General features: G+C 58.7%; 25 protein-coding genes. 24 read left to right on the forward strand and 1 reads right to left on the reverse strand.

The features are described 5' to 3' along the window. The first annotated feature begins 299 nt into the window (after positions 1–299). From AAE029_RS25260 to AAE029_RS25375, 24 genes are all read left to right on the forward strand, one after another. Entirely contained in the window at positions 300–665 is a 366-nt protein-coding gene (locus tag AAE029_RS25260) for an NADH-quinone oxidoreductase subunit A (protein WP_371075804.1), read from the forward strand. Next, complete coding sequence (locus tag AAE029_RS25265) at positions 656–1,234, forward strand: NADH-quinone oxidoreductase subunit B family protein (RefSeq protein ID WP_371075657.1); 579 nt, start codon at positions 656–658, stop codon at positions 1,232–1,234. Before AAE029_RS25260 ends, AAE029_RS25265 begins: the two co-directional genes overlap by 10 nt. A gap of 18 nt (positions 1,235–1,252) precedes the next feature. Beyond that, positions 1,253–1,855 carry an NADH-quinone oxidoreductase subunit C gene (locus AAE029_RS25270; RefSeq protein ID WP_371075658.1) on the forward strand — a complete coding sequence of 201 codons (603 nt, stop codon included), beginning with the start codon at positions 1,253–1,255 and terminating at the stop codon, positions 1,853–1,855. Between the two features lie 115 nt (positions 1,856–1,970). Continuing rightward, positions 1,971–2,279: a four helix bundle protein gene (locus tag AAE029_RS25275; RefSeq protein WP_371075659.1), complete on the forward strand. Its 309-nt coding sequence runs from the start codon at positions 1,971–1,973 to the stop codon at positions 2,277–2,279. A 56-nt stretch (positions 2,280–2,335) separates the two neighbouring features. Then, positions 2,336–3,526, forward strand: a complete 1,191-nt coding sequence (locus AAE029_RS25280; RefSeq protein ID WP_371075660.1) for an NADH-quinone oxidoreductase subunit D — start codon at positions 2,336–2,338, stop codon at positions 3,524–3,526. Continuing rightward, positions 3,526–3,831, forward strand: a complete 306-nt coding sequence (locus tag AAE029_RS25285) for a hypothetical protein (RefSeq protein WP_371075661.1) — start codon at positions 3,526–3,528, stop codon at positions 3,829–3,831. Before AAE029_RS25280 ends, AAE029_RS25285 begins: the two co-directional genes overlap by 1 nt. A 16-nt stretch (positions 3,832–3,847) precedes the next feature. Continuing rightward, positions 3,848–5,017 carry an NADH-quinone oxidoreductase subunit E gene (locus tag AAE029_RS25290; protein ID WP_371075662.1) on the forward strand — a complete coding sequence of 390 codons (1,170 nt, stop codon included), beginning with the start codon at positions 3,848–3,850 and terminating at the stop codon, positions 5,015–5,017. A 10-nt stretch (positions 5,018–5,027) separates the two neighbouring features. Further along, positions 5,028–6,332 (forward strand): NADH-quinone oxidoreductase subunit NuoF, encoded by a 1,305-nt coding sequence (gene nuoF, locus AAE029_RS25295; RefSeq protein WP_371075663.1) that lies wholly within the window; start codon positions 5,028–5,030, stop codon positions 6,330–6,332. A gap of 4 nt (positions 6,333–6,336) precedes the next feature. Beyond that, a complete protein-coding gene (locus AAE029_RS25300; RefSeq protein WP_371075664.1) occupies positions 6,337–7,008 on the forward strand; it encodes a 5' DNA nuclease in 672 nt (223 codons plus the stop codon). A gap of 200 nt (positions 7,009–7,208) precedes the next feature. Continuing rightward, on the forward strand, positions 7,209–9,290 hold the full coding sequence (nuoG, locus tag AAE029_RS25305) for an NADH-quinone oxidoreductase subunit NuoG (RefSeq protein WP_371075665.1): 2,082 nt from the start codon (positions 7,209–7,211) through the stop codon (positions 9,288–9,290). 11 nt (positions 9,291–9,301) lie between these two features. Beyond that, on the forward strand, positions 9,302–10,342 hold the full coding sequence (gene nuoH / locus AAE029_RS25310; RefSeq protein WP_371075666.1) for an NADH-quinone oxidoreductase subunit NuoH: 1,041 nt from the start codon (positions 9,302–9,304) through the stop codon (positions 10,340–10,342). A gap of 40 nt (positions 10,343–10,382) precedes the next feature. Beyond that, a complete protein-coding gene (nuoI, locus tag AAE029_RS25315; protein WP_371075667.1) occupies positions 10,383–10,874 on the forward strand; it encodes an NADH-quinone oxidoreductase subunit NuoI in 492 nt (163 codons plus the stop codon). Positions 10,875–11,015: 141 nt separating this feature from the next. Continuing rightward, complete coding sequence (locus AAE029_RS25320; RefSeq protein ID WP_371075668.1) at positions 11,016–11,630, forward strand: NADH-quinone oxidoreductase subunit J; 615 nt, start codon at positions 11,016–11,018, stop codon at positions 11,628–11,630. Between the two features lie 28 nt (positions 11,631–11,658). Continuing rightward, positions 11,659–11,967: an NADH-quinone oxidoreductase subunit NuoK gene (nuoK, locus tag AAE029_RS25325; RefSeq protein WP_371075669.1), complete on the forward strand. Its 309-nt coding sequence runs from the start codon at positions 11,659–11,661 to the stop codon at positions 11,965–11,967. A 7-nt stretch (positions 11,968–11,974) separates the two neighbouring features. Further along, positions 11,975–13,972: an NADH-quinone oxidoreductase subunit L gene (nuoL, locus tag AAE029_RS25330; RefSeq protein ID WP_371075670.1), complete on the forward strand. Its 1,998-nt coding sequence runs from the start codon at positions 11,975–11,977 to the stop codon at positions 13,970–13,972. Next, positions 13,972–15,483, forward strand: coding sequence for an NADH-quinone oxidoreductase subunit M (locus tag AAE029_RS25335; protein WP_371075671.1), 1,512 nt, complete (start codon positions 13,972–13,974; stop codon positions 15,481–15,483). Before nuoL ends, AAE029_RS25335 begins: the two co-directional genes overlap by 1 nt. A gap of 18 nt (positions 15,484–15,501) precedes the next feature. After that, on the forward strand, positions 15,502–16,947 hold the full coding sequence (nuoN, locus tag AAE029_RS25340) for an NADH-quinone oxidoreductase subunit NuoN (RefSeq protein WP_371075672.1): 1,446 nt from the start codon (positions 15,502–15,504) through the stop codon (positions 16,945–16,947). Next, on the forward strand, positions 16,947–17,711 hold the full coding sequence (locus tag AAE029_RS25345; protein WP_371075673.1) for a biotin--[acetyl-CoA-carboxylase] ligase: 765 nt from the start codon (positions 16,947–16,949) through the stop codon (positions 17,709–17,711). Before nuoN ends, AAE029_RS25345 begins: the two co-directional genes overlap by 1 nt. A gap of 17 nt (positions 17,712–17,728) precedes the next feature. After that, a complete protein-coding gene (locus tag AAE029_RS25350) occupies positions 17,729–19,396 on the forward strand; it encodes a ribonuclease J (RefSeq protein WP_371075674.1) in 1,668 nt (555 codons plus the stop codon). A gap of 156 nt (positions 19,397–19,552) precedes the next feature. Then, positions 19,553–19,957, forward strand: a complete 405-nt coding sequence (gene mce, locus AAE029_RS25355) for a methylmalonyl-CoA epimerase (protein WP_371075675.1) — start codon at positions 19,553–19,555, stop codon at positions 19,955–19,957. A gap of 147 nt (positions 19,958–20,104) precedes the next feature. Continuing rightward, positions 20,105–20,380, forward strand: a complete 276-nt coding sequence (locus tag AAE029_RS25360) for a DUF1467 family protein (RefSeq protein WP_371075676.1) — start codon at positions 20,105–20,107, stop codon at positions 20,378–20,380. 670 nt (positions 20,381–21,050) lie between these two features. Then, positions 21,051–22,373: a proline--tRNA ligase gene (proS, locus tag AAE029_RS25365; RefSeq protein WP_371075677.1), complete on the forward strand. Its 1,323-nt coding sequence runs from the start codon at positions 21,051–21,053 to the stop codon at positions 22,371–22,373. A gap of 19 nt (positions 22,374–22,392) precedes the next feature. Continuing rightward, the gene (locus AAE029_RS25370) at positions 22,393–23,700 is read left to right on the forward strand and encodes a lipoprotein-releasing ABC transporter permease subunit (protein ID WP_371075678.1); all 1,308 of its coding nucleotides are present in this window, start codon (positions 22,393–22,395) and stop codon (positions 23,698–23,700) included. A 15-nt stretch (positions 23,701–23,715) separates the two neighbouring features. Continuing rightward, the gene (locus AAE029_RS25375; protein WP_371075679.1) at positions 23,716–24,399 is read left to right on the forward strand and encodes an ABC transporter ATP-binding protein; all 684 of its coding nucleotides are present in this window, start codon (positions 23,716–23,718) and stop codon (positions 24,397–24,399) included. Between the two features lie 3 nt (positions 24,400–24,402). Here the strand turns inward: AAE029_RS25375 and AAE029_RS25380 are convergent, their stop codons facing one another. Beyond that, the gene (locus tag AAE029_RS25380) at positions 24,403–24,990 is read right to left on the reverse strand and encodes a hypothetical protein (RefSeq protein WP_371075680.1); all 588 of its coding nucleotides are present in this window, start codon (positions 24,988–24,990) and stop codon (positions 24,403–24,405) included. Positions 24,991–25,191: the final 201 nt, after the last annotated feature.

A 25,191-nucleotide genomic window follows, 5' to 3' on the forward strand; every position in this document is an offset into this window, starting at 1 on the left:
GTGCCGGCCTGTCACGCCGGAGGTCGCGGGTTCGAGCCCCGTCACTCGCGCCATTCCCTAGTAAAAGCCATGCAATTTCCGATGGTCAGTCATGCGGCTTCAGAGCGCTTCTGCGGATTTGTCGCGACATCGTTGCATCTGCTTGATAATGTCGCGCCGGTACCTTCGAATTGGCTTTCTTAAAAGTCTTGCGCCGTGGCTCTGGCTGCGCTAACCACGGCATGTTGCAACGCACGATCGCTTGCTGGGCATTTGCCCATTTGCGCCGCCCGGCGCTTTGGCAAGCAAGGAAGAACATGATGACTGAACTGCTCAGTTCCTATATTCCGATAGCGATTTTCATTGGTATTGCGTTGGTGATCGGTCTGGCTCTGCTGATCGCACCGTTCGCAGTCGCCTTCAAGGCGCCCGATTCGGAAAAGCTGTCGGCCTATGAGTGCGGCTTCAACGCATTCGACGACGCCCGCATGAAGTTCGACGTCCGCTACTATCTCGTGTCGATTCTCTTTATCATCTTCGATCTCGAGGTCGCATTCCTCTTTCCCTGGGCCGTATCCTTCGGCGATCTGGGTTGGTTCGGCTTCTGGTCCATGATGGTCTTCCTCGGCGTGCTGACCGTCGGATTTATCTATGAATGGAAGAAGGGAGCCCTGGAATGGGAGTAGCTCCGAACGCGACACTCGTTGCGCCGCAGCCGAAGGGGATTATTGATCCCGCGACCGGCAAGCCGATCGGCAGCAATGACAGCTTTTTCGGCGAGATCAACAACGAGCTCGCCGACAAGGGTTTCCTCGTCACCTCGACCGATGAGCTGATCAACTGGGCCCGTACCGGCTCGCTGATGTGGATGACCTTCGGTCTCGCCTGTTGTGCCGTCGAGATGATGCAGGTTTCGATGCCGCGCTACGACGTCGAGCGCTTCGGCTTTGCGCCGCGCGCCTCACCTCGCCAGTCCGATGTCATGATCGTCGCCGGTACATTGACCAACAAGATGGCGCCGGCGCTTCGCAAGGTCTATGACCAGATGCCCGAGCCGCGCTACGTCATATCGATGGGCTCCTGCGCCAATGGCGGCGGCTATTATCACTATTCCTATTCGGTAGTGCGCGGTTGCGACCGCATCGTTCCGATCGACATCTATGTACCCGGCTGTCCCCCCACGGCGGAGGCGCTGCTTTACGGCGTGCTTCTGCTGCAGAAGAAGATCCGGCGCACCGGCACGATCGAACGTTAAGGGCAGAGGACAAGAGATATGAGTGAAGCCCTGAACGAGCTGGCGTCCTACCTTGCGGAAACGCGTGCTGGTCTGATTGCCTCCTCGGAATTGAAGTTTGGCGAGCTCACGCTGACGACGTCAGGCGAGAATCTGATCGCTCTCTTGACATTTCTGCGTGACGATGCGCGGTGTGGTTTCGTCAATTTGACCGATATTTGCGGTGTCGACTGGCCGCAGCGCCCGGAGCGCTTCGATGTAGTCTATCATCTGCTGTCGCCGCGCCAGAACCTCCGTGTCCGCGTGAAGGTTGCAACGGGAGAAGATCAGCCCGTGCCGTCAGCCTGTGGGGTTTATCCCGGAGCGGACTGGTTCGAGCGTGAGACATGGGACATGTATGGCGTATTGTTTACCGGACACCCGGACTTGCGCCGCATACTGACCGACTACGGCTTCGAAGGCCATCCGCTCCGTAAGGACTTCCCGACCACCGGCTTCGTGGAAGTGCGCTACGACGATGCGGCAAAGCGTGTGGTTTACGAACCCGTCGAATTGAAGCAGGAATTCCGCAACTTCGATTTCATGTCGCCCTGGGAAGGCACGGAATACGTGCTGCCGGGCGATGAGAAGGCGAAGCGGTAGGATTTAGGCAGTAGGCAGTAGCCAATAGGAAGGAAGCAGGCAGACGACGATTAATTCCTATCAGGATCTGAAGGTGTGGCAGCGTGCCATGGATCTAGCGGTCTAATGTTATGGTTTGACCAAAGATTTTCCCAGAGAAGAAGTTTACGGGCTTGTTTCTCAGATACGACGTTCCGCCGGGTCGGTGGCGGCGAATATCGCGGAAGGTCACGGTCGAAATGTAACAGGCTCATATGTTCAGCATCTGAAGATCGCCCAGGGATCACTGAAGGAATTGGAAACGCATCTCATTCTTTCGGCACGAGTTGAAATCCTCTCCGCTTCCAAATTGGAAGTCGTGATGAAGCTGAGTGACGAAATTGGAAGAATGCTAAGGTCGCTGATCCGCAGTTTGCAGGATGAACGAGATGATCGAACTTTTTAAACTAGGCCCTACTGCCTATTGCCTATTGGCTAATTCCTCGGATCGCGGAGCGCGCCATGACAGAACATAACGTCCGCAACTTCAATCTCAATTTCGGCCCGCAACACCCGGCCGCGCATGGCGTTCTGCGTCTTGTGCTGGAGCTTGATGGTGAAATTGTGGAGCGCGTCGATCCGCATATCGGCCTCCTGCATCGCGGCACGGAAAAGCTGATCGAGACCAAGACCTATCTGCAGGCTGTTCCCTATTTCGACCGGCTCGACTATGTCGCGCCGATGAACCAGGAGCATGCCTATGCCCTGGCCGTTGAAAAGCTGCTCGGTCTCGAAATCCCGATTCGCGGTCAGCTCATCCGCGTGCTCTATTCGGAAATCGGCCGCATCCTGTCGCATCTCCTGAACGTCACAACGCAGGCGATGGACGTCGGTGCATTGACGCCGCCGCTCTGGGGCTTTGAGGAGCGCGAGAAGCTGATGGTGTTCTATGAACGCGCCTCCGGCTCGCGCATGCATGCGGCCTATTTCCGTCCCGGCGGCGTGCATCAGGATCTGCCGGAAAAGCTCGTTCAGGATATCGGCGACTGGTGCGATCCTTTCCTGAAGGCGCTCGATGACATTGACGATCTCCTGACCGGCAACCGTATCTTCAAGCAGCGAAACGTCGACATCGGCGTCGTCTCGCTGGAGGATGCCTGGGCTTGGGGCTTCTCCGGCGTGATGGTCCGCGGCTCGGGTGCCGCCTGGGACCTGCGTCGCGCTCAACCCTATGAATGCTATTCGGATCTCGAATTCGACATCCCGATTGGCAAGAACGGCGACTGCTACGACCGTTACCTGATCCGCATGATCGAAATGCAGCAGTCGGTCCGCATCATGAAGCAGTGCGTCAACCGCCTTCTGGGTGACGCCAAGACCGGGCCGGTCTCCTCTCTTGACGGCAAGGTCGTTCCGCCGAAGCGCGGCGAGATGAAGCGGTCGATGGAAGCGCTGATCCATCACTTCAAGCTCTACACCGAAGGCTATCACGTTCCGGCAGGCGAAGTTTATGCTGCCGTCGAGGCTCCGAAGGGTGAATTCGGTGTCTTTCTCGTCTCCGACGGTACCAACAGGCCCTACCGCTGCAAGATCAGGGCGCCCGGCTATGCCCATCTGCAGGCAATGGATTTCATGTGCCGCGGCCATCAATTGGCTGACGTGGCTGCTGTGCTCGGTTCACTCGACATCGTTTTCGGTGAGGTCGATCGCTGATGCAGGTCGCGCTGGTCGCCCTCGCTGCTCTCCTGGCTGCCACATCCGGAGCTTTTGCTCAGGAAGCGGGCAAAGGACTGCCGTTGTCCGGTAGTTTCTCCCAAGGGGGAGGGGCGAAGTCCGGCGCCAACGCTTCTGCGCCCGCAGCGGAGGCAAGCATGGCCGACCTCGTATCGAGGGGCTACGAAATCAAGACCGCTGTTCCCAATGGCGGCAAGTTCATTGTGTTTATGCAGAAAGACCAGTCGGCCTATGCCTGCGAATTTTCGTCGCTGACGAATACGCGGTGTGGCTCCATAAACTGAGATAAGGCGTGAAAGAATGTCCGTTCGTCGACTAGCCGAAGATCAATTCCAGCCTGGCGCTTTCGCCTTCAACGACGAAAATGCGATCTGGGCGGAAAAGACGATCAAGAAATATCCCGAGGGGCGCCAGCAATCCGCGGTCATTCCTTTGCTGATGCGCGCGCAGGAGCAGGATGGATGGGTCACGAAGGCCGCGATCGAAAAGGTCGCCGACATGCTCGACATGGCCTATATCCGGGTTCTCGAAGTCGCGACCTTCTACACGCAGTTCCAACTCCACCCCGTCGGCAGCCGCGCCCATGTCCAGGTGTGCGGGACGACACCCTGCATGCTGCGGGGCTCGGAAGGCCTGATGTCGGTCTGCAAGAGCAAGATTCATGCCCATCCTTTCGAGCGCAACGCCGAGGGCACGCTGTCCTGGGAAGAGGTCGAATGTCTTGGCGCCTGCGTCAATGCACCGATGGTCATGATCGGCAAGGATACCTATGAGGATCTCACGCCGGAACGTCTCGAGGCGATTATTGATGCGTTTGCCGCAGGCAAGGGGGCCAATATCGCGCCCGGTCCACAGATCGATCGCATCTATTCCGCTCCTGAAGGCGGCCCGACGACGCTGACCGCAGAGCAGCCGAAGAAGGCGAAGCCTGCAGCCAAGAAGGCCGAGGCCGATACGGCAACTGCTCCCGCGGAAGGGGCGCCGGTGCCGCCGTCGAATGCCGCAAGAGCAAAGACCGATGCTGAGGAAACCAATCCGGCGCTGAAGACCCCGGCAACGGAGCCGAAGGCTGCGGCGGAAAATGTGAAGGTCGCCGAAAAGCAGTCGGCTTCGGCGACGGCTGAGAGCAAGCCGGCCCTGGCATCCGATGCGAAGGTAACGGCTCCGGCTCTGCCAAAGCCGTCGCTCTCCGACAAGAATCGTCCTGCGGGTATCGAAAAGCCAGCAGCTCCCGATGACCTCAAGATGATTTCGGGTGTCGGCCCTAAGATAGAAGCGACGTTGAACGAACTCGGTATCTTCACGTTCGCACAGGTCGCTGGTTGGAAGAAAGCCGAGCGTGAATGGGTCGACGGCTATCTGAATTTCCGCGGACGCATCGAGCGTGACGACTGGGTCAAGCAGGCCAAGGCGCTCGCCAAGGGTGGCGAAGCGGAATATATCAAGGTCTTCGGCAAGAAGCCGCGGTAAGAGGTGAAGCATGTTACAGGATCAGGATCGCATCTTTACCAATATCTACGGCCTCAAGGACAAGTCCCTGAAGGGCGCGATGAGCCGTGGCCACTGGGACGGCACGAAGCAGATTCTTGAAAAGGGCCGCGACTGGATCATCAACGAGATGAAGCAATCCGGTTTGCGCGGCCGCGGTGGCGCAGGCTTCCCGACCGGCCTCAAATGGTCCTTCATGCCGAAGGAAAGCGATGGCCGACCGCACTACCTCGTCGTCAACGCCGACGAATCGGAGCCGGGCACCTGCAAGGACCGCGACATCATGCGTCACGATCCGCATACGCTGATCGAGGGATGCGTGATCGCAAGCTTTGCGATGGGCGCACATGCGGCCTACATCTATGTTCGTGGCGAATATATTCGCGAGCGTGAGGCCCTGCAGGCGGCAATCGACGAGTGCTACGATTACGGCCTGCTCGGCAAGAACAACAAGCTGGGCTGGGATATGGACATTTTCGTCCATCACGGCGCAGGCGCCTATATCTGCGGCGAGGAAACGGCTCTGTTGGAAAGCCTGGAAGGCAAGAAGGGCCAACCTCGCCTGAAGCCACCGTTCCCGGCCAATATGGGCCTTTACGGCTGCCCGACGACCGTCAACAACGTCGAGTCGATCGCGGTCGCTCCGACGATCCTGCGCCGCGGTGCTGCCTGGTTCTCTTCCTTCGGCCGCCCGAACAACGTCGGCACGAAGCTCTTCATGATCTCGGGTCACGTCAACCGTCCCTGCACGGTCGAGGAGACGATGGGCATCACCTTCCGCGAATTGGTGGATAAGCATGCCGGCGGCGTCCGCGGCGGCTGGGACAATCTGCTGGCCGTCATCCCGGGCGGAGCATCCTGCCCGGTCGTGCCCGCAAAGGACATCATCGACTGCCCGATGGATTTTGACGGTCTGCGCGAGGTGAAATCCTCCTTCGGCACCGCGGCTGCGATCGTGATGGACAAGTCGACGGACATCATCAAGGCGATCGCGCGCATTTCTGCCTTCTTCAAGCACGAGAGCTGCGGCCAGTGTACCCCATGTCGCGAAGGCACCGGCTGGATGTGGCGTGTCATGGAGCGCATGGCGAGGGGCAATGCCCAGAAGCGAGAGATCGACATGCTCTTCCAGGTGACGAAGCAGATCGAAGGTCATACGATCTGTGCGCTCGGCGATGCCGCCGCCTGGCCCGTTCAGGGTCTGATCCGGAATTTCCGCCCGGAAATTGAAGCACGTATTGACCAGTATACCGCCAACGCAATGGCCCATGGGGCTGTCCTGGAAGCTGCGGAGTAGGAACATGGCGACAAAGGCAGCAGATCGTGTACAGGAAGGAAGGATTGCCGACGCATCGGCCGATCTTGGCCGTCTTGCCGCGGATATGTTGCAGGCTGTGCCCGCCATGCCGCTTCATCCTCTGATGACGCATCCGGCCGCAGCTATCGCCGCTGCAACCGCGATCGGCCTGGGCCTCTCCTCGCAGATGGCTGGCGCCTTTCTGGGGGCCGTGCAGGGTGCAGTCGAGGCGGCGCAGAAGCTTGCGATCGCGTTGGAAAATCAGAACGCAAAGGCCGAAGCAGCCGTAATCTTGACTGAGGTGAATTCCAGGGATGTTGAGGCGAAGATGGAGAGGCTGAAGCCCGCTGTCTCGCAGAAGGTCAAGCCGGTACGCCGGACCGTATCGGCCAAGGCGAAGGCTGCCGAGATCTCCGTTCCTGCCTCGGCGGCGACCGCGCCCCGTGCCCGAAAGTCCGCCAAAGCGGATGATCTGAAGATGATTTCCGGCATCGGTCCGAAGCTGCAGCAGGTATTGAACGACAGGGGCATCCGCACCTTTCTCGATATCGCATCCTGGACGGACGCCGATGTTGCCCGGCTGGACGACGAGCTCGGGTTCAATGGTCGCATCTCACGGGATGACTGGATCGGACAGGCCAAGGCATTCGCGATAAAGGACAGGACAAAAAAATGAAGGCTCTTTCCGGCTGACCAGGATGCAGCCGGGGAGGGGATGCGACACGGTCGAGCAGCGGCGGGCGCCAACGATGCGATTGTGAGCAATGCCGGGATCCGGCGCGGCAGGAAATGCCGCTGTGGCGCGGGCGGTGTTGCGAGAATGAAATTGTTTGCTGCTACCTCAGGCGGCGGACGGTACATAGGATTGAGTGGACGATGGCAAAACTGAAGATTGACGGTAAAGAGATCGAAGTCCCGGATCACTACACGCTTATCCAGGCGTGTGAGGAAGCCGGTGCCGAAGTCCCGCGCTTTTGCTTCCATGAGCGTTTGTCGGTGGCCGGCAACTGCCGCATGTGCCTCGTTGAGGTGAAGGGTGGTCCACCGAAGCCGCAGGCTTCCTGCGCCATGGGTGTGCGCGATATCCGCGGTGGCCCGAATGGCGAACTGCCGGAAGTCTTTACCAACACGCCGATGGTCAAGAAGGCTCGCGAAGGGGTGATGGAGTTCCTGCTGATCAACCATCCGCTCGACTGCCCGATCTGCGATCAGGGCGGCGAATGCGACCTGCAGGACCAGGCCATGGCCTTCGGTATCGACACGTCTCGCTATCAGGAAGACAAACGCGCCGTCGAGGACAAATATATCGGTCCGCTCGTCAAGACCGTGATGAACCGCTGCATCCATTGCACGCGTTGCGTTCGCTTCACGACGGAAGTCGGTGGCATCTCCGAGCTCGGCCTGATCGGTCGCGGCGAGGATGCCGAGATCACCACCTATCTCGAGCAGGCGATGACCTCTGAGCTGCAGGGCAATGTCGTCGATCTCTGCCCGGTCGGCGCACTCACCTCGAAGCCCTTCGCCTTTACCGCCCGTCCGTGGGAACTGAACAAGACCGAGTCTATCGACGTAATGGACGCGCTCGGCTCCGCCATTCGCGTCGACACCCGGGGCCGCGAAGTCATGCGTATTCTGCCGCGCGTCAACGATGCGATCAACGAGGAATGGATTTCCGACAAGACCCGCTTCATCTGGGATGGTCTGAAGACCCAGCGCCTCGATCGTCCCTATGTCCGCCGTGACGGCCGTCTGCAGCCTGCAAGCTGGGCCGAGGCCTTCGGCGCGATCAAGGCGGCTGTTGCCGGGTCAACCGGTGACAAGATCGGCGCAATCGCAGGCGATCTCGCCTCCGTGGAAGAAATGTATGCTCTTTCCGAACTGGTGAAGTCACTGGGATCGACCAATCTCGACTGTCGCCAGGATGGGGCGGCACTTGATCCGTCACTGGGCCGTGCAAGCTACCTCTTCAATCCGGCCATCGCCGGCATCGAACAGGCCGACGCACTCCTGATCATTGGCGCCAACCCGCGCTTCGAGGCGGCCGTCTTGAATGCCCGTATCCGCAAGCGTTGGCGCCGGGGCAATTTCCCGATCGGTGTCATCGGCGAAGGCGGCGAACTGCGCTACGAATACAGCTATCTCGGCGCTGGTCCGGACACACTGCAGGATCTGGTCGACGGCGGCCATGCTTTTGCGGACGTTTTGAAGAAAGCCAAGAATCCTTTGATCATCATCGGCCAGGGCGCGCTTACCCGTGCCGATGGAGCTGGCGTACTGGCAAGCGCAGCAAAGCTGGCCGTCAGCGTCGGCGCAATCGTCGAGGACTGGAACGGCTTTGCTGTCCTTCATACCGCGGCGTCGCGCGTCGGCGGCCTCGATCTCGGCTTTGTCCCGGGTGCCAAGGGCGTCAACGCAGCGGAAATGCTGACGACGATGGACGTTTTGTTCCTGCTCGGCGCCGATGAGCTGGACTTCAGCCGCAAGGCGGCGAAATTCACGGTCTATATCGGTTCGCATGGTGATAATGGCGCGCACCATGCCGACGTTATCCTGCCGGCCGCCGCCTATACCGAAAAGTCGGGCACATGGGTCAATACCGAAGGTCGCGTCCAGATAGGCAACCGTGCCGGTTTTGCGCCGGGCGATGCCCGCGAGGACTGGGCGATCATTCGCGCTCTTTCGGACGTGCTTGGCAAGAAGCTTCCCTTTGATTCGCTGAGCGAATTGCGCGCCAAGCTCTATGCGGCGCATCCGCATTTCGCCGTGGTCGATGAAATCATGGAAAGCAACAGCGCTGAAATTGCCGCATTGGCGAAAAAAGCCGGCAAGATGAACAAATCCGGGTTTGCGTCGCCGGTCAAAGACTTCTATTTGACGAACCCGATAGCGCGTGCGTCGGCAGTCATGGCCGAGTGCTCCGCACTGGCCCGCAACAACTTCAAGGCTGCGGCAGAGTAAAGGCAGGGACCATGGATTCTTTCTTTTCGACCTATGTCTGGCCGGCGATCATCATGATCGGTCAGTCGCTTCTGCTTCTGGTCTGCCTGCTGATCTTCATCGCCTATATCCTTCTTGCGGACCGCAAGATCTGGGCTGCCGTGCAGCTTCGCCGCGGTCCGAACGTGGTCGGTCCTTTCGGCCTCTTTCAGTCCTTTGCGGATCTTCTGAAGTTCGTCTTCAAGGAGCCGATCATTCCGGCCGGCGCCAACAAGACGGTGTTCCTGCTTGCCCCGCTTGTCACCGTGCTTCTTGCGCTTGCGACCTGGGCCGTCGTACCGCTGGCCGACGGCTGGGTGATCGCCAACATCAATGTCGGCATCCTCTATATTTTCGCGATCTCATCGCTTGAAGTCTACGGCATCATCATGGGTGGCTGGGCATCGAACTCAAAGTATCCGTTCCTTGGAGCACTTCGGTCGGCTGCCCAGATGGTTTCCTACGAAGTTTCCATCGGCTTCGTGATCGTGACCGTGCTTCTTTGCGTCGGTTCCCTGAACCTGACCGATATCGTCAATGCGCAGCATAACGGCCTCGGCACCATGCTTGGCCTGCCTCCGTCCTTCCTCGACTGGCACTGGCTGGCGCTCTTCCCGATGTTCGTCGTGTTCTTCATTTCGGCGCTCGCAGAAACGAACCGTCCGCCCTTCGATCTTCCTGAAGCGGAATCGGAACTCGTCGCCGGCTTCATGGTCGAATATGGTTCCTCGCCGTACATGATGTTCATGCTCGGCGAATACGCGGCCGTCGTCCTCATGTGCTCGCTGACCACGATCCTGTTTTTGGGCGGCTGGCTGCCGCCGGTCGATATCTGGATCCTGAACTGGGTCCCGGGCATCATCTGGTTCATGCTGAAGGCATGCCTGGTGTTCTTCATGTTCGCCATGGTCAAAGCTTTCGTGCCGCGCTATCGCTACGACCAGCTCATGCGCCTCGGCTGGAAGGTCTTCCTTCCGCTGTCGCTCGCCATGGTCGTCATCGTTGCATTCGTGCTGAAACTGACGGGGGTATGATGATGCCGACCCTGGTTTCCAGCAGATTTGGAGGTTGAAGATGGCTGGTCTTTCCAACGCCGTCAGCTCGCTGTTCCTCAAGGAATTTGTCGGCGCGTTCTTCTTGTCGATGCGCTATTTCTTCAAGCAGAAGGCGACGATCAATTATCCCTTCGAAAAAGGGCCGGTCAGTCCGCGTTTCCGGGGCGAACATGCCCTTCGCCGCTATCCGAACGGTGAGGAGCGCTGCATTGCCTGCAAGCTTTGCGAGGCGATCTGTCCTGCACAGGCGATCACCATCGAAGCCGGTCCGCGGCGCAACGATGGCACACGCCGTACGGTGCGCTATGACATCGATATGGTAAAATGCATCTACTGCGGCTTCTGCCAGGAAGCTTGCCCGGTCGACGCCATCGTCGAGGGGCCGAATTTCGAATTTGCGACGGAAACGCGTGAAGAGCTCTACTTCGACAAGGCGCGTCTTCTGGAGAACGGCGACCGGTGGGAGCGTGAAATCGCTCGCAACATGGCGATGGATGCGCCGTATCGCTGATCTGATTGAAATGCCGTAGCAGAAGCGTTCGGCGCGTTGCTACGGTCAATATCCAACGGAGCTTTGTCAACGAAATCGGGCGAAGCTCCATCGGGCAGGGACACTCCCGGCTGCCCGGGGGAAGATGAAGAAGGCACCAACATGGGTCTGCAGGCTCTTTTTTTCTATCTCTTCGCCTTTGTCGCGGTGGCGTCGGCGTTCATGGTCATCTGGGCACGGAATCCGGTCCATTCGGTTCTGTTCCTGATCCTGACGTTCTTTAATGCTGCGGGCCTGTTCCTGCTGCTTGGCGCCGAGTTTCTCGCGATGATCCTGCTGGTCGTCTATGTCGGCGCTGTCGCAGTGCTCTTCCTCTTCGTGGTGATGATGCTCGATATCGACTTCACGGAGCTGCGCGCGGGCGTCCTCGAATATGCGCCGATCGGCGCCCTGATCGGTTTGATCCTTGCGGCCGAGCTCATCGTGGTTGTCGGCGGCAGCGTGATCTCGCCCGAGATCGCCAAGTCCGTCGCCATGCCGATTCCGGCACTGACGGAGCGGACGAACACTGCCGCACTCGGCGACGTCCTCTACACGAACTACGTCTACTTCTTCCAGATCGCCGGTTTGGTGCTGCTCGTCGCGATGATCGGCGCGATCGTGCTGACGCTGAGACACCGCACGCACATCAAACGGCAGAATATCCCACAACAGGTTGCCCGCACGCCCGCGACCGCCGTCGAGGTGGTCACAGTCAAGCCGGGACAAGGCATCTGAGACAGGCGCAAGGTCAAGGAACAGCAACATGGTCATCGGACTTTCCCACTACCTGACGGTCAGCGCCATTCTCTTCACGCTCGGCGTTTTCGGTATCTTCCTGAACCGCAAGAACGTCATCATCATCCTGATGTCGGTCGAGCTCATCCTTCTGGCGGTCAACATCAACATGGTCGCCTTCTCATCCTTCCTGAATGATATTGTCGGCCAGGTTTTTGCCCTCTTCATTCTCACGGTCGCCGCCGCTGAAGCGGCCATCGGTCTTGCAATTCTCGTTGTCTTCTACCGCAACCGCGGTTCGATCGCGGTTGAAGACGTCAATATGATGAAGGGCTGAGCAGCTCATGTTGATCTATAAGGCTATCGTCTTTCTTCCTCTGATCGGTGCGATCATCGCCGGTCTGTTCGGCCGCAGCATCGGCGCCAAGGCGTCTGAATATGTCACCTGCGGCCTAATGATCATTGCCGGCGTGCTCTCCTGGATCGTCTTCTTCAACGTCGCCATGGGGACCGAAAGTGAAGGACCGATCAAGGTCGAAGTTCTGCGCTGGATTCAGTCGGGTGGCATCGACGTCTCGTGGTCGCTGCGCATCGATACGCTGACCGCGGTCATGCTGATCGTCGTCAATACGGTCTCGACCTTGGTCCATATCTATTCAATCGGCTACATGCATCACGATCCGCATCGTCCGCGGTTCTTTGCCTATCTCTCGCTCTTCACCTTCGCGATGCTGATGCTGGTGACGGCGGACAACCTGGCTCAGATGTTCTTCGGTTGGGAAGGCGTCGGTCTTGCCTCCTACCTTCTGATCGGCTTCTGGTTCAAGAAACCGTCGGCGAATGCGGCGGCAATCAAGGCTTTCATCGTCAACCGTGTCGGCGACTTCGGTTTCATCCTTGGCATCTCAAGCCTCTTCGTCCTCTTCGGCGCGATCAATTTCGATACGATCTTCGCCAATGCCCAGAGCTTTGCTGCCCCTGAGGGCGGTCAGGCGGGCGAGGTCGTGCTCAATCTATTCGGCATGCAGCTCGACAAGGCGCATGCATTGACCGGCGCTTGCCTGCTGCTCTTCATGGGCGCGATGGGTAAGTCGGCGCAGTTCCTGCTGCACACTTGGCTGCCGGACGCCATGGAAGGTCCGACGCCGGTCTCCGCCCTGATCCATGCCGCGACCATGGTTACCGCGGGTGTCTTCCTCGTTGCGCGCATGTCGCCGCTCTTCGAGCTGGCACCGGATGCGCTGACCGTCGTGACCTTCATCGGTGCCGTCACCGCTTTCTTCGCGGCCACGGTGGGTCTCGTGCAGAACGATATCAAGCGCGTCATCGCCTATTCGACCTGCTCGCAGCTTGGCTATATGTTCGTCGCCCTTGGGGTAGGGGCCTATGGTGCCGCTATCTTCCACCTCTTCACCCACGCTTTCTTCAAGGCTTTGCTCTTCCTCGGGGCCGGCTCGGTGATCCACGCTGTGGATGGCGAGCAGGATATGCGCCACATGGGCGGCCTGCGTCCGCACATCCCGTGGACCTTCGGGATGATGGTCGTCGGTACGCTGGCGATTACCGGCGTCGGCATACCCTTCACGCCCTTTGGTTTCGCTGGCTTCTTCTCGAAGGATGTCATCATCGAGGCGACCTATGCGTCGCACTCGGCAATGGCCGGCTTCGCCTTTACGCTCCTGGTCGTTGCGGCTCTCTTCACCAGCTTCTATTCGTGGCGTTTGATCTTCATGACCTTCTACGGCGCGCCTCGTGCGTCGCATGAGGTCATGCATCATGTTCACGAATCGCCGAAGGTGATGCTGGTGCCGCTCGCCCTCCTGGCGCTGGGTGCCATCTTCGCCGGCTGGCTCTTCGAGGGCCGCTTCTACGGCGAGGAATATGCCGAGTTCTGGAAAGGCGCGCTCTTTACCGGCGCCGAGAACGAGCTGGTGGAAGAGTTCCATCACGTTCCGGCCTGGGTTGGACTGAGCCCCTTCATCGCCATGCTGCTTGGGTTCGTGATCGCCTGGTACATGTACATCAGGTCACCGTCGACGCCGCGCATCCTCGCGCAGCAGCATCGCGTGCTCTACCAGTTCCTGCTCAACAAGTGGTACTTCGACGAGCTCTACGATTTCCTCTTCGTCCGGACGGCCAAATCACTCGGCCGCTTCCTTTGGAAGAAGGGTGACATCGGCGTTATCGATGCCCTCGGTCCGAACGGTGTTGCCGCCCGTGTCGTCGACGTCACCAACCGCGTGGTCCGCCTGCAGACCGGCTACCTTTACCACTATGCGTTTGCGATGCTGCTCGGCATTGCCGCGCTCGTTACCTGGATGATGCTCGGGAGTTCCTTCTGATGACCGATTGGCCCATTCTTTCAACGGTCACCTTCCTGCCGCTCGTCGGCGTGGTGCTTCTGCTGCTGACAAACGGCGAGAGCGCAAACGGTCGCCGCAACGTCCTGAACATCTCGCTGCTGACGACGGTCTTCACCTTCGTCGTATCGCTCTTCATCTGGGTCGGCTTCGACAGCGCTAATCCGGGCTTCCAGATGATCGAGAAGCACGATTGGCTCGGTACCGGCATCGGCTATCACGTCGGCGTCGACGGCATCTCGTTCCTCTTCATCATTCTCACCACGTTCCTGATGCCCTTCTGTGTTCTCGCGAGCTGGCTGTCGGTGGAGAAGCGGCTCAAGGAATACATGATCGCCTTCCTGATCCTCGAGGTCATGATGGTCGGCGTCTTCGTGTCGCTCGATATCGTACTCTTCTACGTCTTCTTCGAGGCGGGCCTCATTCCGATGTTCCTCATCATCGGTGTCTGGGGTGGTAGGGATCGCGTCTACGCAAGCTATAAGTTCTTCCTCTACACGCTGCTCGGTTCGGTGCTGATGCTGCTCGCCATCATGGCGATGTACTGGCAGGCAGGCACGACCGACATTACCCAGCTTCTGGCCTATAAGTTCCCGCCGCAGCTCCAGATCTGGCTATGGCTGGCCTTCTTCGCCTCCTTTGCTGTGAAGATGCCGATGTGGCCGGTCCATACCTGGCTTCCGGATGCACACGTTCAGGCTCCGACCGCTGGCTCGGTCATCCTGGCAGGCGTGCTGTTGAAGCTCGGCGGGTATGGTCTTATCCGCTTCTCGCTGGCGATGTTCCCGAACGCGTCGGAATTCTTTGCGCCGCTGGTCTTCTCTCTGTCGGTGATTGCGATCATCTACACCTCGTTGGTTGCGATGATGCAGGACGACATCAAGAAGCTGATCGCCTATTCGTCGGTCGCGCATATGGGCTACGTGACGATGGGGATCTTCGCCGCCAACCAGCAAGGTGTGCAGGGAGCGATCTTCCAGATGCTCTCGCACGGTATCGTCTCCGGCGCGCTCTTCCTTTGCGTCGGCGTCGTCTATGACCGCACCCACACCCGCGAGATCACGGCCTATGGCGGCCTCGTCAACAATATGCCGAAATATGCCGTGGCGATGATGGTCTTCACCATGGCCAATGTCGGCCTTCCGGGCACCTCCGGCTTCATCGGCGAATTCCTGACCCTTATCGGCGTCTTCCGCGTCAATAGCTGGGTCGCGCTCTTTGCCGCGACGGGCGTGATCCTGTCGGCCGCCTATGCGCTCTGGCTCTATCGTCGCGTTATCTTCGGTGCGCTGGAAAAGGAAAAGCTCAAGGCGCTGCTTGATCTCTCGCCGCGCGAACAGCTGATCCTTTATCCGCTGATTGCGCTGACGATCCTCTTCGGCATCTATCCGGCGCCGATCTTCGACGCGACGGCCGCTTCGGTGGATCTGGTGGTCAATAATTACACGGCCGCCCTGCAGGCAGCGCATGATGTTGCGCTCTCGATGAAATGATGACAGGACCTTTTGGACATGACCGCTGAAACAATTCTCGCAAGCCTGCATCTTTCCGCGCCGGAACTGATCCTCGCGGTCGGAGCCCTTGTCCTGCTCATGATCGGCGTCTTCTCCGGCGAACGCACCGGCCCGACGGTGACCGGCCTTGCGATCGTCGTCCTGATCGCTGCCGGCCTGTGGCTGATCTTCGTGCCGGGCGAGGGGCTTGCCTATGGCGGTGCCTACCTGGCGGACGGTTTCTCCCGATTCATGAAGGTGGTGGCGCTGGTTGGCTCCATCGTCGCAATGATCATGACGATCGGTCGGGCCCGGGCGGATCAACTCGACCGTTTCGAGTTTCCCGTCCTGCTGGTTCTGGCGACCCTCGGCATCCTGCTGATGATCTCGGCAAACGATCTGATATCGCTCTACCTGTCGCTTGAGCTGCAATCGCTTGCGCTTTATGTCGTCGCTGCCATCAACCGTGACAGCGTGCGCTCGACGGAAGCCGGTTTGAAATATTTCGTCCTCGGTGCGCTTTCCTCCGGCATGCTGCTTTATGGAATGTCGCTCGTCTATGGATTCACCGGCCATACCGCCTTCCAGGCGATCGCCCAGGCGCTGTCCGTCGATGGCGTCCGTTCGCTCGGGGTGGTCTTTGGGCTCGTCTTCATCCTGGCCGGTATTGCATTCAAGATTTCCGCCGTTCCGTTTCACATGTGGACTCCGGACGTCTATGAAGGCGCGCCGACGCCGGTTACCGCATTCCTGGCTGCCGCACCCAAGGTCGCCGCCATGGCGATGCTGACCCGTATCGTGATCACAGCTTTCCAGCCGGTCCTCGCCGACTGGCAGCAGGTCATCACCTTCATCTCGATTGCCTCGATGGTTCTCGGCTCTTTTGCAGCGATCGGACAGCGCAACTTCAAGCGACTGATGGCCTATTCCTCCATCGGCCACATGGGCTATGCGCTCGTTGGCCTCGCCGCCGGCAACCAGACCGGCGTTACCGGTGTCATGCTTTACATGGTCATCTACATGGTCATGACGCTCGGCACCTTTGCGATCATCATGTCCATGCGCCGTAACGACGGGACCGTGGTGGAAGATGTCTATGACCTCGCCGGTCTTTCGACGACCAATCCCTTCATGGCGACCGTGCTGACGGCGCTGATGTTCTCGCTTGCTGGCATTCCGCCGCTTGCCGGCTTCTTCGCGAAGTATTTCGTGTTCGTCGCAGCGATCGAAGCAAAGCTCTATGCGCTGGCTATCATCGGTGTCCTCGCATCGGTCGTGGGCTGCTACTATTATCTGCGCGTCATCAAGCTTATGTGGTTCGATGAGGCCACTGGCGAATTCGGGCGGGTTTCCGGTGAACTGCGGCTGGTCTTCGGCCTTTCCGGTCTCTTCGTCGTTGCCTATGTGCTTATCGGCGGTCCGCTCGGTGGTGCGGCTGAACTCGCCGCAGCGACACTGTTTTGATGACGGTTGCGACGGGACGCGGGGCATCGCTCGGCAACTTCCGGCATGAGTCTCTTATCGAGACTGTCTCTACCAACAGCGAATGCCTGGCCCGTGCGCGGGCCGGGGATCCCGGCGGCCTCTGGATTACGGCCGGCAGACAGACCGGGGGCCGTGGCCGCAGGGGACGCCCCTGGGTTTCCGAGCCGGGAAATCTCTATTCCTCCCTTCTTTTGATCGATCCGGCTCCCGCCGAGCGTTTGGCCTCGCTGCCGCTTGCGGTTGCGGTTGCGGTTCATCGCGCTGTTCGTTCTGTCCTGCCTCCGGGCTCGGAGCCGGTCGAGGTCAAATGGCCCAACGACATCCTGATCGGCCGCAAGAAAACCTGCGGCATTCTTCTGGAAGGGGAGGCGCTGCCCGACGGTCGACAGGCGATCGTGATCGGCATCGGCATCAATGTCACGGTCATGCCGGAAAAACCGATCTATCCGGTCACCTGCCTCAGGGATCAGGGGAGCGCGGCATCGCCGGAGGAACTGTTCGCGCATCTTTTCGCCGCGATGGCGGATGTCCTGGATGCATGGGATCGCGGCAGGGGCATTCGTGAAATCACCGCGCGCTGGCGCGACGTCGCTTGCGGCATCGGCGAGAAGATTACGGTTAATTTGCCCGACCGATCCATTTCCGGGCTTTTTGTCGATATTGATGATAATGGTCTGTTGATGCTCGATACCGGTCAAGGCAGGATTATGCCGATTGCTGCGGGCGATGTTTTTTTGAAATAGTGGAAAATATAGACAAAATGGCGAAGCAAGAGGAACTGGTGTTTCTGCCGCTAGGCGGCGTTGGCGAGATCGGCATGAATCTCGCGCTCTACGGATACGGGACACCGGAGCATCGTCAGTGGATCATGGTCGACTGCGGTGTTACCTTTCCAGGCCCGGACCTGCCGGGTGTTGATCTTGTGCTGCCGGATATCCGCTTTCTTGCAAATGAGCGGAAGAATCTGAAGGCGATCTTCATCACCCATGCCCATGAGGATCATTACGGTGCGCTGAACGATCTCTGGCCGGGTCTGAATGTGCCGGTTTATGCCTCCCCCTTTACAGCAGGTCTGCTGGAGGCCAAGCGCGATTATGAAGGCATGACGGGCGAAATTCCGGTGACGCTCTTCAAGGCCGGTAATCGCGTCAACGCCGGGCCGTTCGCCGTCGAAGGCCTCGCTGTGAACCATTCGATTCCGGAGCCGATGTCGTTGATGATCCATACGCCGCTCGGCAATGTGATCCATACCGGCGACTGGAAGATTGATCACGAACCTTCGCTGGGGCCGTTGACGGACGAGAGCCGCTTTCGCCACTTCGGAGCGGACGGTGTTCTCGCCCTGATATGCGACTCGACCAATGCGATGCGCGATGGTGTTTCGCCCTCGGAAAAGGACGTCTCGGAAAGCCTGCAGAGGATCATAGAAAACGCGGAAGGCCGCGTGGCGATCACTACCTTCTCTTCGAATGTCGGACGCATACGCACCGTCGCCGAGGCAGCGGAAGCCGCTGGCCGTGAAGTGTTGTTGCTCGGCAGCTCTTTGAAGCGAGTTGTCGACGTGGCGCGCGATATCGGCATCATGGATGGCGTCAAGCCGTTTATCTCTGAAGATGAGTATGGCTATATCCCTCGCGACAAGATCGTCGTGATCCTCACCGGCAGCCAGGGCGAACCACGTGCGGCACTGGCCAAGCTTTCGCGTGACGAGATGCGCAACGTCGCCTTTTCCGCCGGCGATATCGTGGTCTTCTCGTCGCGACCCATCCCAGGCAATGAAAAGGCGATCCAGGATATCAAGAATGGCTTGATCGAGCAGGGCATCCACGTCATCACCGATGCCGAGGCGCTGGTCCATGTCTCCGGGCATCCCCGCCGCAATGAATTGCAGAAGATGTATGAATGGACTCGTCCGCAGATCGTCATACCTGTCCATGGCGAGGCAGCGCATCTGACTGCACACAAGGAACTGGCCGAGCAGTCGGGTATTGCGACCGTACCGCGCGTTCGCAACGGCGACGTGCTGCGGCTGGCGCCGGGACCGGTTGAAATCGTGGATGAGGCACCGCACGGGCGCATCTACAAGGACGGCTTGTTGATCGGCGATTTCGACGAGATGGGCATCGGCGAACGCAAGAAGCTTTCCTATGTCGGGCACGTCGCCGTCAATGTCCTGCTTGACAATCGTTATGACATCATCGGCGATCCTTCGGTTGTTCCAATCGGCCTGCCCATCTATGACGATGAAGGCGAAGACATGGAAGATACGCTCTTTGACGCCGTCGCCGGCGCGATCGAAAGCGTCCCGCGGGCCCGTCGCAAGGATCTCGACATGTTGCGTGAGGCTGTCAGGCGCGCCGTTCGTGCCGCCTCCAACCATGTCTGGGGTAAAAAGCCGGTTGTTACGGTGTTTATAACAAAAGTCTGACGACAGCGCCGCGTGTCCTTTCAGATGCATAAAGGTCGCTGTAGCGCTTTGAATCCTGCATGTTTTTATCTAAGTCGATCCCGACTTAAGGAAACATGCAGTAGTGACGGACTCGCGTTCGCCGGTGCCGCGATGATAAAAGCAGGGGAGGTTTTCATGATCGGACGCGTCAATCACGTGGCGATTGCGGTTCCCGATCTGGCGACTGCAACCGCTGCCTATCGCGACATGCTGGGGGCTGCCGTTTCCGAAGCTCAGGCCCTACCGGAACACGGTGTCACGGTCGTGTTCGTGGCGCTTCCCAATACGAAGATCGAATTGCTCGAGCCGCTTGGCGAATCCTCGCCCATTGCGACCTTCCTTGCCAAAAATCCCGATGGCGGCATGCACCATATCTGCTACGAGGTGGACGATATCATTGCGGCGCGCGACCGTCTGGTGACGAGCGGGGCGAGGGTGCTTGGCGGTGGCGAGCCGAAGATCGGTGCCCACGGAAAGCCTGTTCTTTTCCTTCATCCGAAGGATTTCGTCGGCACGCTGATAGAGCTGGAACAGGCGTAATCGGGGTCGGCTGCTGCGGCAGAGTGACACAAAGAAGGTCGTTCCACCGCGAAATCAATTCTCCACCTTTGAGTTGGCGTCTATTTGGCCGTATAAGCTGTACCACGGGTGTCATGAAGCGGCTTTTGCGTCGCTTTGGAGAAGCGAATGATCCAGCAGTTTCTGTCTGGCCTTGCGGTTTATTTCATTATCTGGTGGATCACGATCTTTGCGGTTCTGCCGATTGGACTTCGCACGCAGGCAGAAGACAATGACGTCGTGCTCGGTACTGTCGAAAGCGCGCCGAGCCGTTTTCGCGCTGGTCTGGTCTTCTCATTGACGACCGTGATATCGGGCGCAATTTACGGCGCTTGGTATATTTGCTCGACCTATCTCGAGCTCGGCTTTGACGCACTTCCCCAAATCGGCCCGGGTTTCTATTGATGCGACGTTTTCGCAGGCGAAGTGCCCTGGTCCATAGCAGCCTATTGATCGAAAGTTGATGAAAGGGCTATTGCTCAATATCTGAGCATATGCCACTTGCCACGAAATTGCCGTCGCTCTGTCATACGGCTGTCATGGCTATCGGGCAAAGAGCTTCCGTAACGGAAGGCGCCCTCACCTGACGAGAGCCGGCATTTCAACAGCCGCAGAATTTTGGGGAGTGCTTCAGGAAAAAACCAAAAAAAAACAAGGCTAAAAGCCTTGTTTAAGATATCGCGTGATCCTTAACCGTTGCCGGGGCTGCGAACGAGCGCGCCTAAGATCTGATCCTCCCAAGACTTGACCGCGAGAACGGCAAGAATTTAACCTTCTTGCCTCTTTTATGAGCTAAAGCTAGCTCAAAGAGTGGCCTTTGTCATCAGGTTTTTTTGCATTTTTGCTACACTCGGGTAAATTTTTTCTGTTGACAAGATTTTTTGGCAAGCCCTTATAAATGCGCAATTTTTTCGTCCTGGCTTGAGCTGGGTCTTTTGTTTGCTCCGCGAAATGGCAGCGCTTCGTTGATATGCCAATCCGGGTTTTCTTCCGGCGCTGAAGCGGCTATGAACCGTCAGCATCAATCTTTGCCTTCGATTCCGTTTGTGACGGAATCCCAACTTGGAATCCGCCAATGCGTCTGTCTCGTTATTTCATGCCTATCCTCAAGGAAAATCCCAAGGAGGCGGAGATCGTTTCGCACCGTCTGATGCTACGTGCCGGCATGATCCGACAGCAGTCGCAGGGCATCTATTCCTGGTTACCATTGGGCAAGCGTGTTCTGGACAAGGTCAACAACATCATCCGCGAGGAGCAGAACCGTTCTGGCGCCATCGAGCTTCTGATGCCGACGCTGCAGTCGGCCGAACTCTGGCAGGAAAGCGGTCGCTATGATGCCTATGGCAAGGAGATGCTGCGCATCAAGGATCGTCAGGACCGTCCGATGCTCTATGGCCCGACGAACGAGGAGATGGTGACGGACATTTTCCGGTCCTACATCAAGTCCTATAAGGATCTGCCGCTCAACCTCTATCACATCCAGCTGAAATTTCGCGACGAGATCCGCCCGCGCTTCGGCACGATGCGTTCGCGCGAATTCCTGATGAAGGATGCCTATTCCTTTGACCTCACACGCGAGGGGGCCGAGCATTCCTACAACAAGATGTTCACTGCCTATCTGCGCACGTTCACCCGACTTGGCCTGCGCGCCATTCCGATGCGGGCAGACACCGGCCCGATCGGCGGCAACCTCAGTCACGAATTCATCATTCTCGCCGACACGGGGGAATCCGAAGTCTTCTGCCACAAGGATTTCGTCAATTTCGACATTCCCGCGGCGGATACTGATTTCGATGATGTCGCCGGCTTGAAGGCGATCTTCGACAGATGGACCTCGCTTTATGCCGCGACCTCCGAAATGCATGACGAGGCTGCCTTCAATGCCATTCCCGAGAGCGATCGCCTTTCTGCGCGCGGTATCGAAGTGGGCCACATCTTCTATTTCGGCACCAAATATTCCGATCCCATGGGCGCGAGCGTCCAGGGACCGGACGGCAAGGAGCACGCCGTTCACATGGGTTCCTACGGTATCGGACCGACCCGCCTTGTTCCCGCCATCATCGAGGCTTCGCATGACGACAACGGAATCATCTGGCCGGCGTCCGTTGCGCCGTTCGATGGAGTGGTGATCAACATGAAGGCCGGCGACGAAGCCTGCGATGCAGCCTGCGAAACGCTCTATGCGTCGTTGACGAAGGCCGGCAGAGACATGCTCTACGACGACACCGACGATCGGGCGGGGACGAAATTCGCGACCGCCGATCTTATCGGTGTGCCGGTGCAGATCATCGTCGGTCCGCGTTCGGTCGCGAACGGCGAGGTCGAAGTCAAGGACCGCAAGACCGGCGCACGCGAAACGATGTCTGTCGAAGCGGCAATTAACAAGCTCTTGGGCTGAAATCATAACAGGAGGCGGCATGGCGAGTACGGCATTGGAGCAGCAGGAGACAAGGTCCGGCTCCTCCCCGGCTATTAGGCCGTTCTCTGCCTTTGAGCGCCTGGTAGCCTGGCGCTATCTGCGCGCCCGCCGCAAGGAAGCCTTTATTTCCGTTATCGCCGGATTTTCCTTTATCGGCATCATGCTCGGCGTTGCGACCCTCATCATCGTCATGGCGGTGATGAACGGCTTCCGCACCGAACTGATCACGCGCATCCTCGGTATCAACGGCCACATGATCGTCCAGCCGGTCGACGGCCCTTTCACCGATTATCCGGCTCTTACCGATAAGCTGGCAGCCGTCCCGGGGGTGACCCTCGCCTTGCCGCTGGTGGAAGGCCAGACGCTTGCTTCCGGCAAGGGCGGCGCTGGTACCGGTGCTCTGGTTCGCGGCATTCGTCCGGACGATCTCGCCAAGCTCAAAACGGTGTCGAGCAATATCAAGTCCGGTGATCTTGTGGGTTTTGCCGCCGGGCAGGGCGTACTGATCGGCTCGCGCATGGCCGACCAACTGGGCCTGGGAGTGGGCGATCAGATCACGCTGATTTCGCCGGAAGGCGACGTGACGCCCATGGGCATCAATCCGCGCGTCAAGTCTTATACCGTTTCCGGCATCTTCGAGATCGGCATGTCGGAATATGATGCGACGATCATCTATATGCCGCTCGAGGAAGCTCAGCTCTATTTCAACGCCGACGGTCTGGTGCAGTCTATCGAGCTCTTCGTCAGCAATCCGGACGATATCGACAATCTGCGAACCAAGGTCGAGGCCGCGGCCGGACGACAGATCTTTATCACCGACTGGCGGCAGCGCAATCAGACCTTCTTTTCCGCCCTGCAGGTCGAACGCAATGTCATGTTCATGATCCTGACGCTGATCGTGCTCGTGGCCGCGCTCAACATCATTTCCGGCCTTATCATGCTGGTGAAGGACAAGGGCAGCGATATCGCAATACTGCGCACCATGGGCGCAAGCTCCGGTTCGATCATGCGGATTTTCTTCATGACGGGTGCTGCGATCGGCATCGTCGGCACCCTGGCGGGCGTGATCCTAGGTGTCGTGGTCTGCATCAACATCGAATCGATCCGCGAATTCTTCTCCTGGATAACCGGAACCGTCCTCTTCGACCCCCAACTCTACTTCCTCAGCCAGTTGCCGGCCGAGATGAATATCGGCGAGACCCTCTCTGTCGTCATCATGGCCCTGACCCTGTCGTTCCTGGCGACGATCTTTCCGGCCTGGCGGGCCTCGCGTCTCGATCCGGTCCAGGCCCTGCGCTACGAATAAGGAATTGCAATTTCCATGAAAAGGAACGTCGTTCTTGAGCTCTCGGGCGTCGAGCGTCATTACGGGCAGGGGGAAACGCTCCTCTCCATCCTGAAGGGGGCGGATTTCTCGCTGCGCAGCGGCGAGATCGTGGCGCTCGTTGCCCCCTCCGGCACGGGCAAGTCGACGCTTTTGCATGTTGCCGGGTTGCTCGAACATCCCGATGGCGGCGAGGTCATCGTCAATGGCCATGCCTGCGGCGGCCTTTCGGATGAAAAGCGCACGGCCATTCGCCGCAACGAGATCGGCTTTGTCTATCAGTTTCACCATCTGTTGCCGGAGTTTTCCGCGCTCGAGAACATCATGATGCCGCAGCTCATCGCCGGCTTGTCATGGGGCGAGGCACGCGCTCGCGCCGGCCAGCTTCTCGACTATATGCGCATTGGTCACCGCGGCGACCATCGCCCGGCCGAACTCTCCGGCGGCGAGCAGCAGCGCGTCGCAATCGCCAGAGCCGTCGCCAATGCGCCAATGGTGCTGCTCGCCGACGAGCCGACCGGCAATCTCGATCCCGATACTGCCCATTATGTCTTCGATGCTCTCGAGGCTTTGGTCCGGCAATCGGGCCTCGCCGCACTGATCGCGACGCATAATCACGATCTGGCGCGGCGTATGGATCGACGCGTGACGATCAGCGACGGAAAGGTCGTAGAGGTCTGAGCCCTATTCTGCGGTCTTGAAGCCGCAGACGCCCTGGCCAATATCGTCGTTCCAGTCTTCGATCTTGACGGTCTTCACGTCGGCTTGCGACGTGCTGCCGTTTTTTGTCAGCCGGCCGGCGAGAAGGTTGTAGTCGCAGGACCCATTGCTGTTCTGATCGAGCGTGTCGTAGTAGCTGTAGCTGTAACCGGCCACGACGAAATGCCCATTGCGATAGGCCAATGTCAGCATCTGTTCCCATCGGTCACGTCCTACGCCGCTGTTTTCCGAATGGACCGCTATCGAACCATTCGCCAGTCCCTTGATCGAAGGATCCTGGCCGAACAGGCCGTCAAGGCTTGCATTGCCCCATACCTTCTTCGGCGCCTCCACGGTCAGCTTCAGAAGCGCATGGTCCTTGTCCCGCAAATAGATATAGACGCCGATATCCTCGCCATCCTCGGCGGGTGCGACCAGCAGAGCTAGATCCTGCTGCCCGTCCTTGTTCCAGTCGCCTGTCGCGCCATCGATGATGCGGTCTGCGGAAATCGGCTCGGCAACCGCCGCAACCGCGGAAAAAAGCAGGAAGAGGCCGGTCAAACCAAAGCGCATATTTTACTCCCGTTTCGATGGGGTTCCAGTCTGGGCACAAACCAATTCCTAAATCGTTAGCAGCTTTCCAAGCGGTGAGAAGGCGCTGGAGGCGCAGCGGGCAGGCGGAACCGGCATAAAAAGATTCCTGTTGACAATGGAACATAGATGGAACAAATTAGAAACATAACGAGTAAGGAGATGCCAAATGACTGATATTAT

The organism is Sinorhizobium sp. CB7, assembly GCF_041357635.1.
Classification (GTDB): Bacteria; Pseudomonadota; Alphaproteobacteria; order Rhizobiales; family Rhizobiaceae; genus Rhizobium.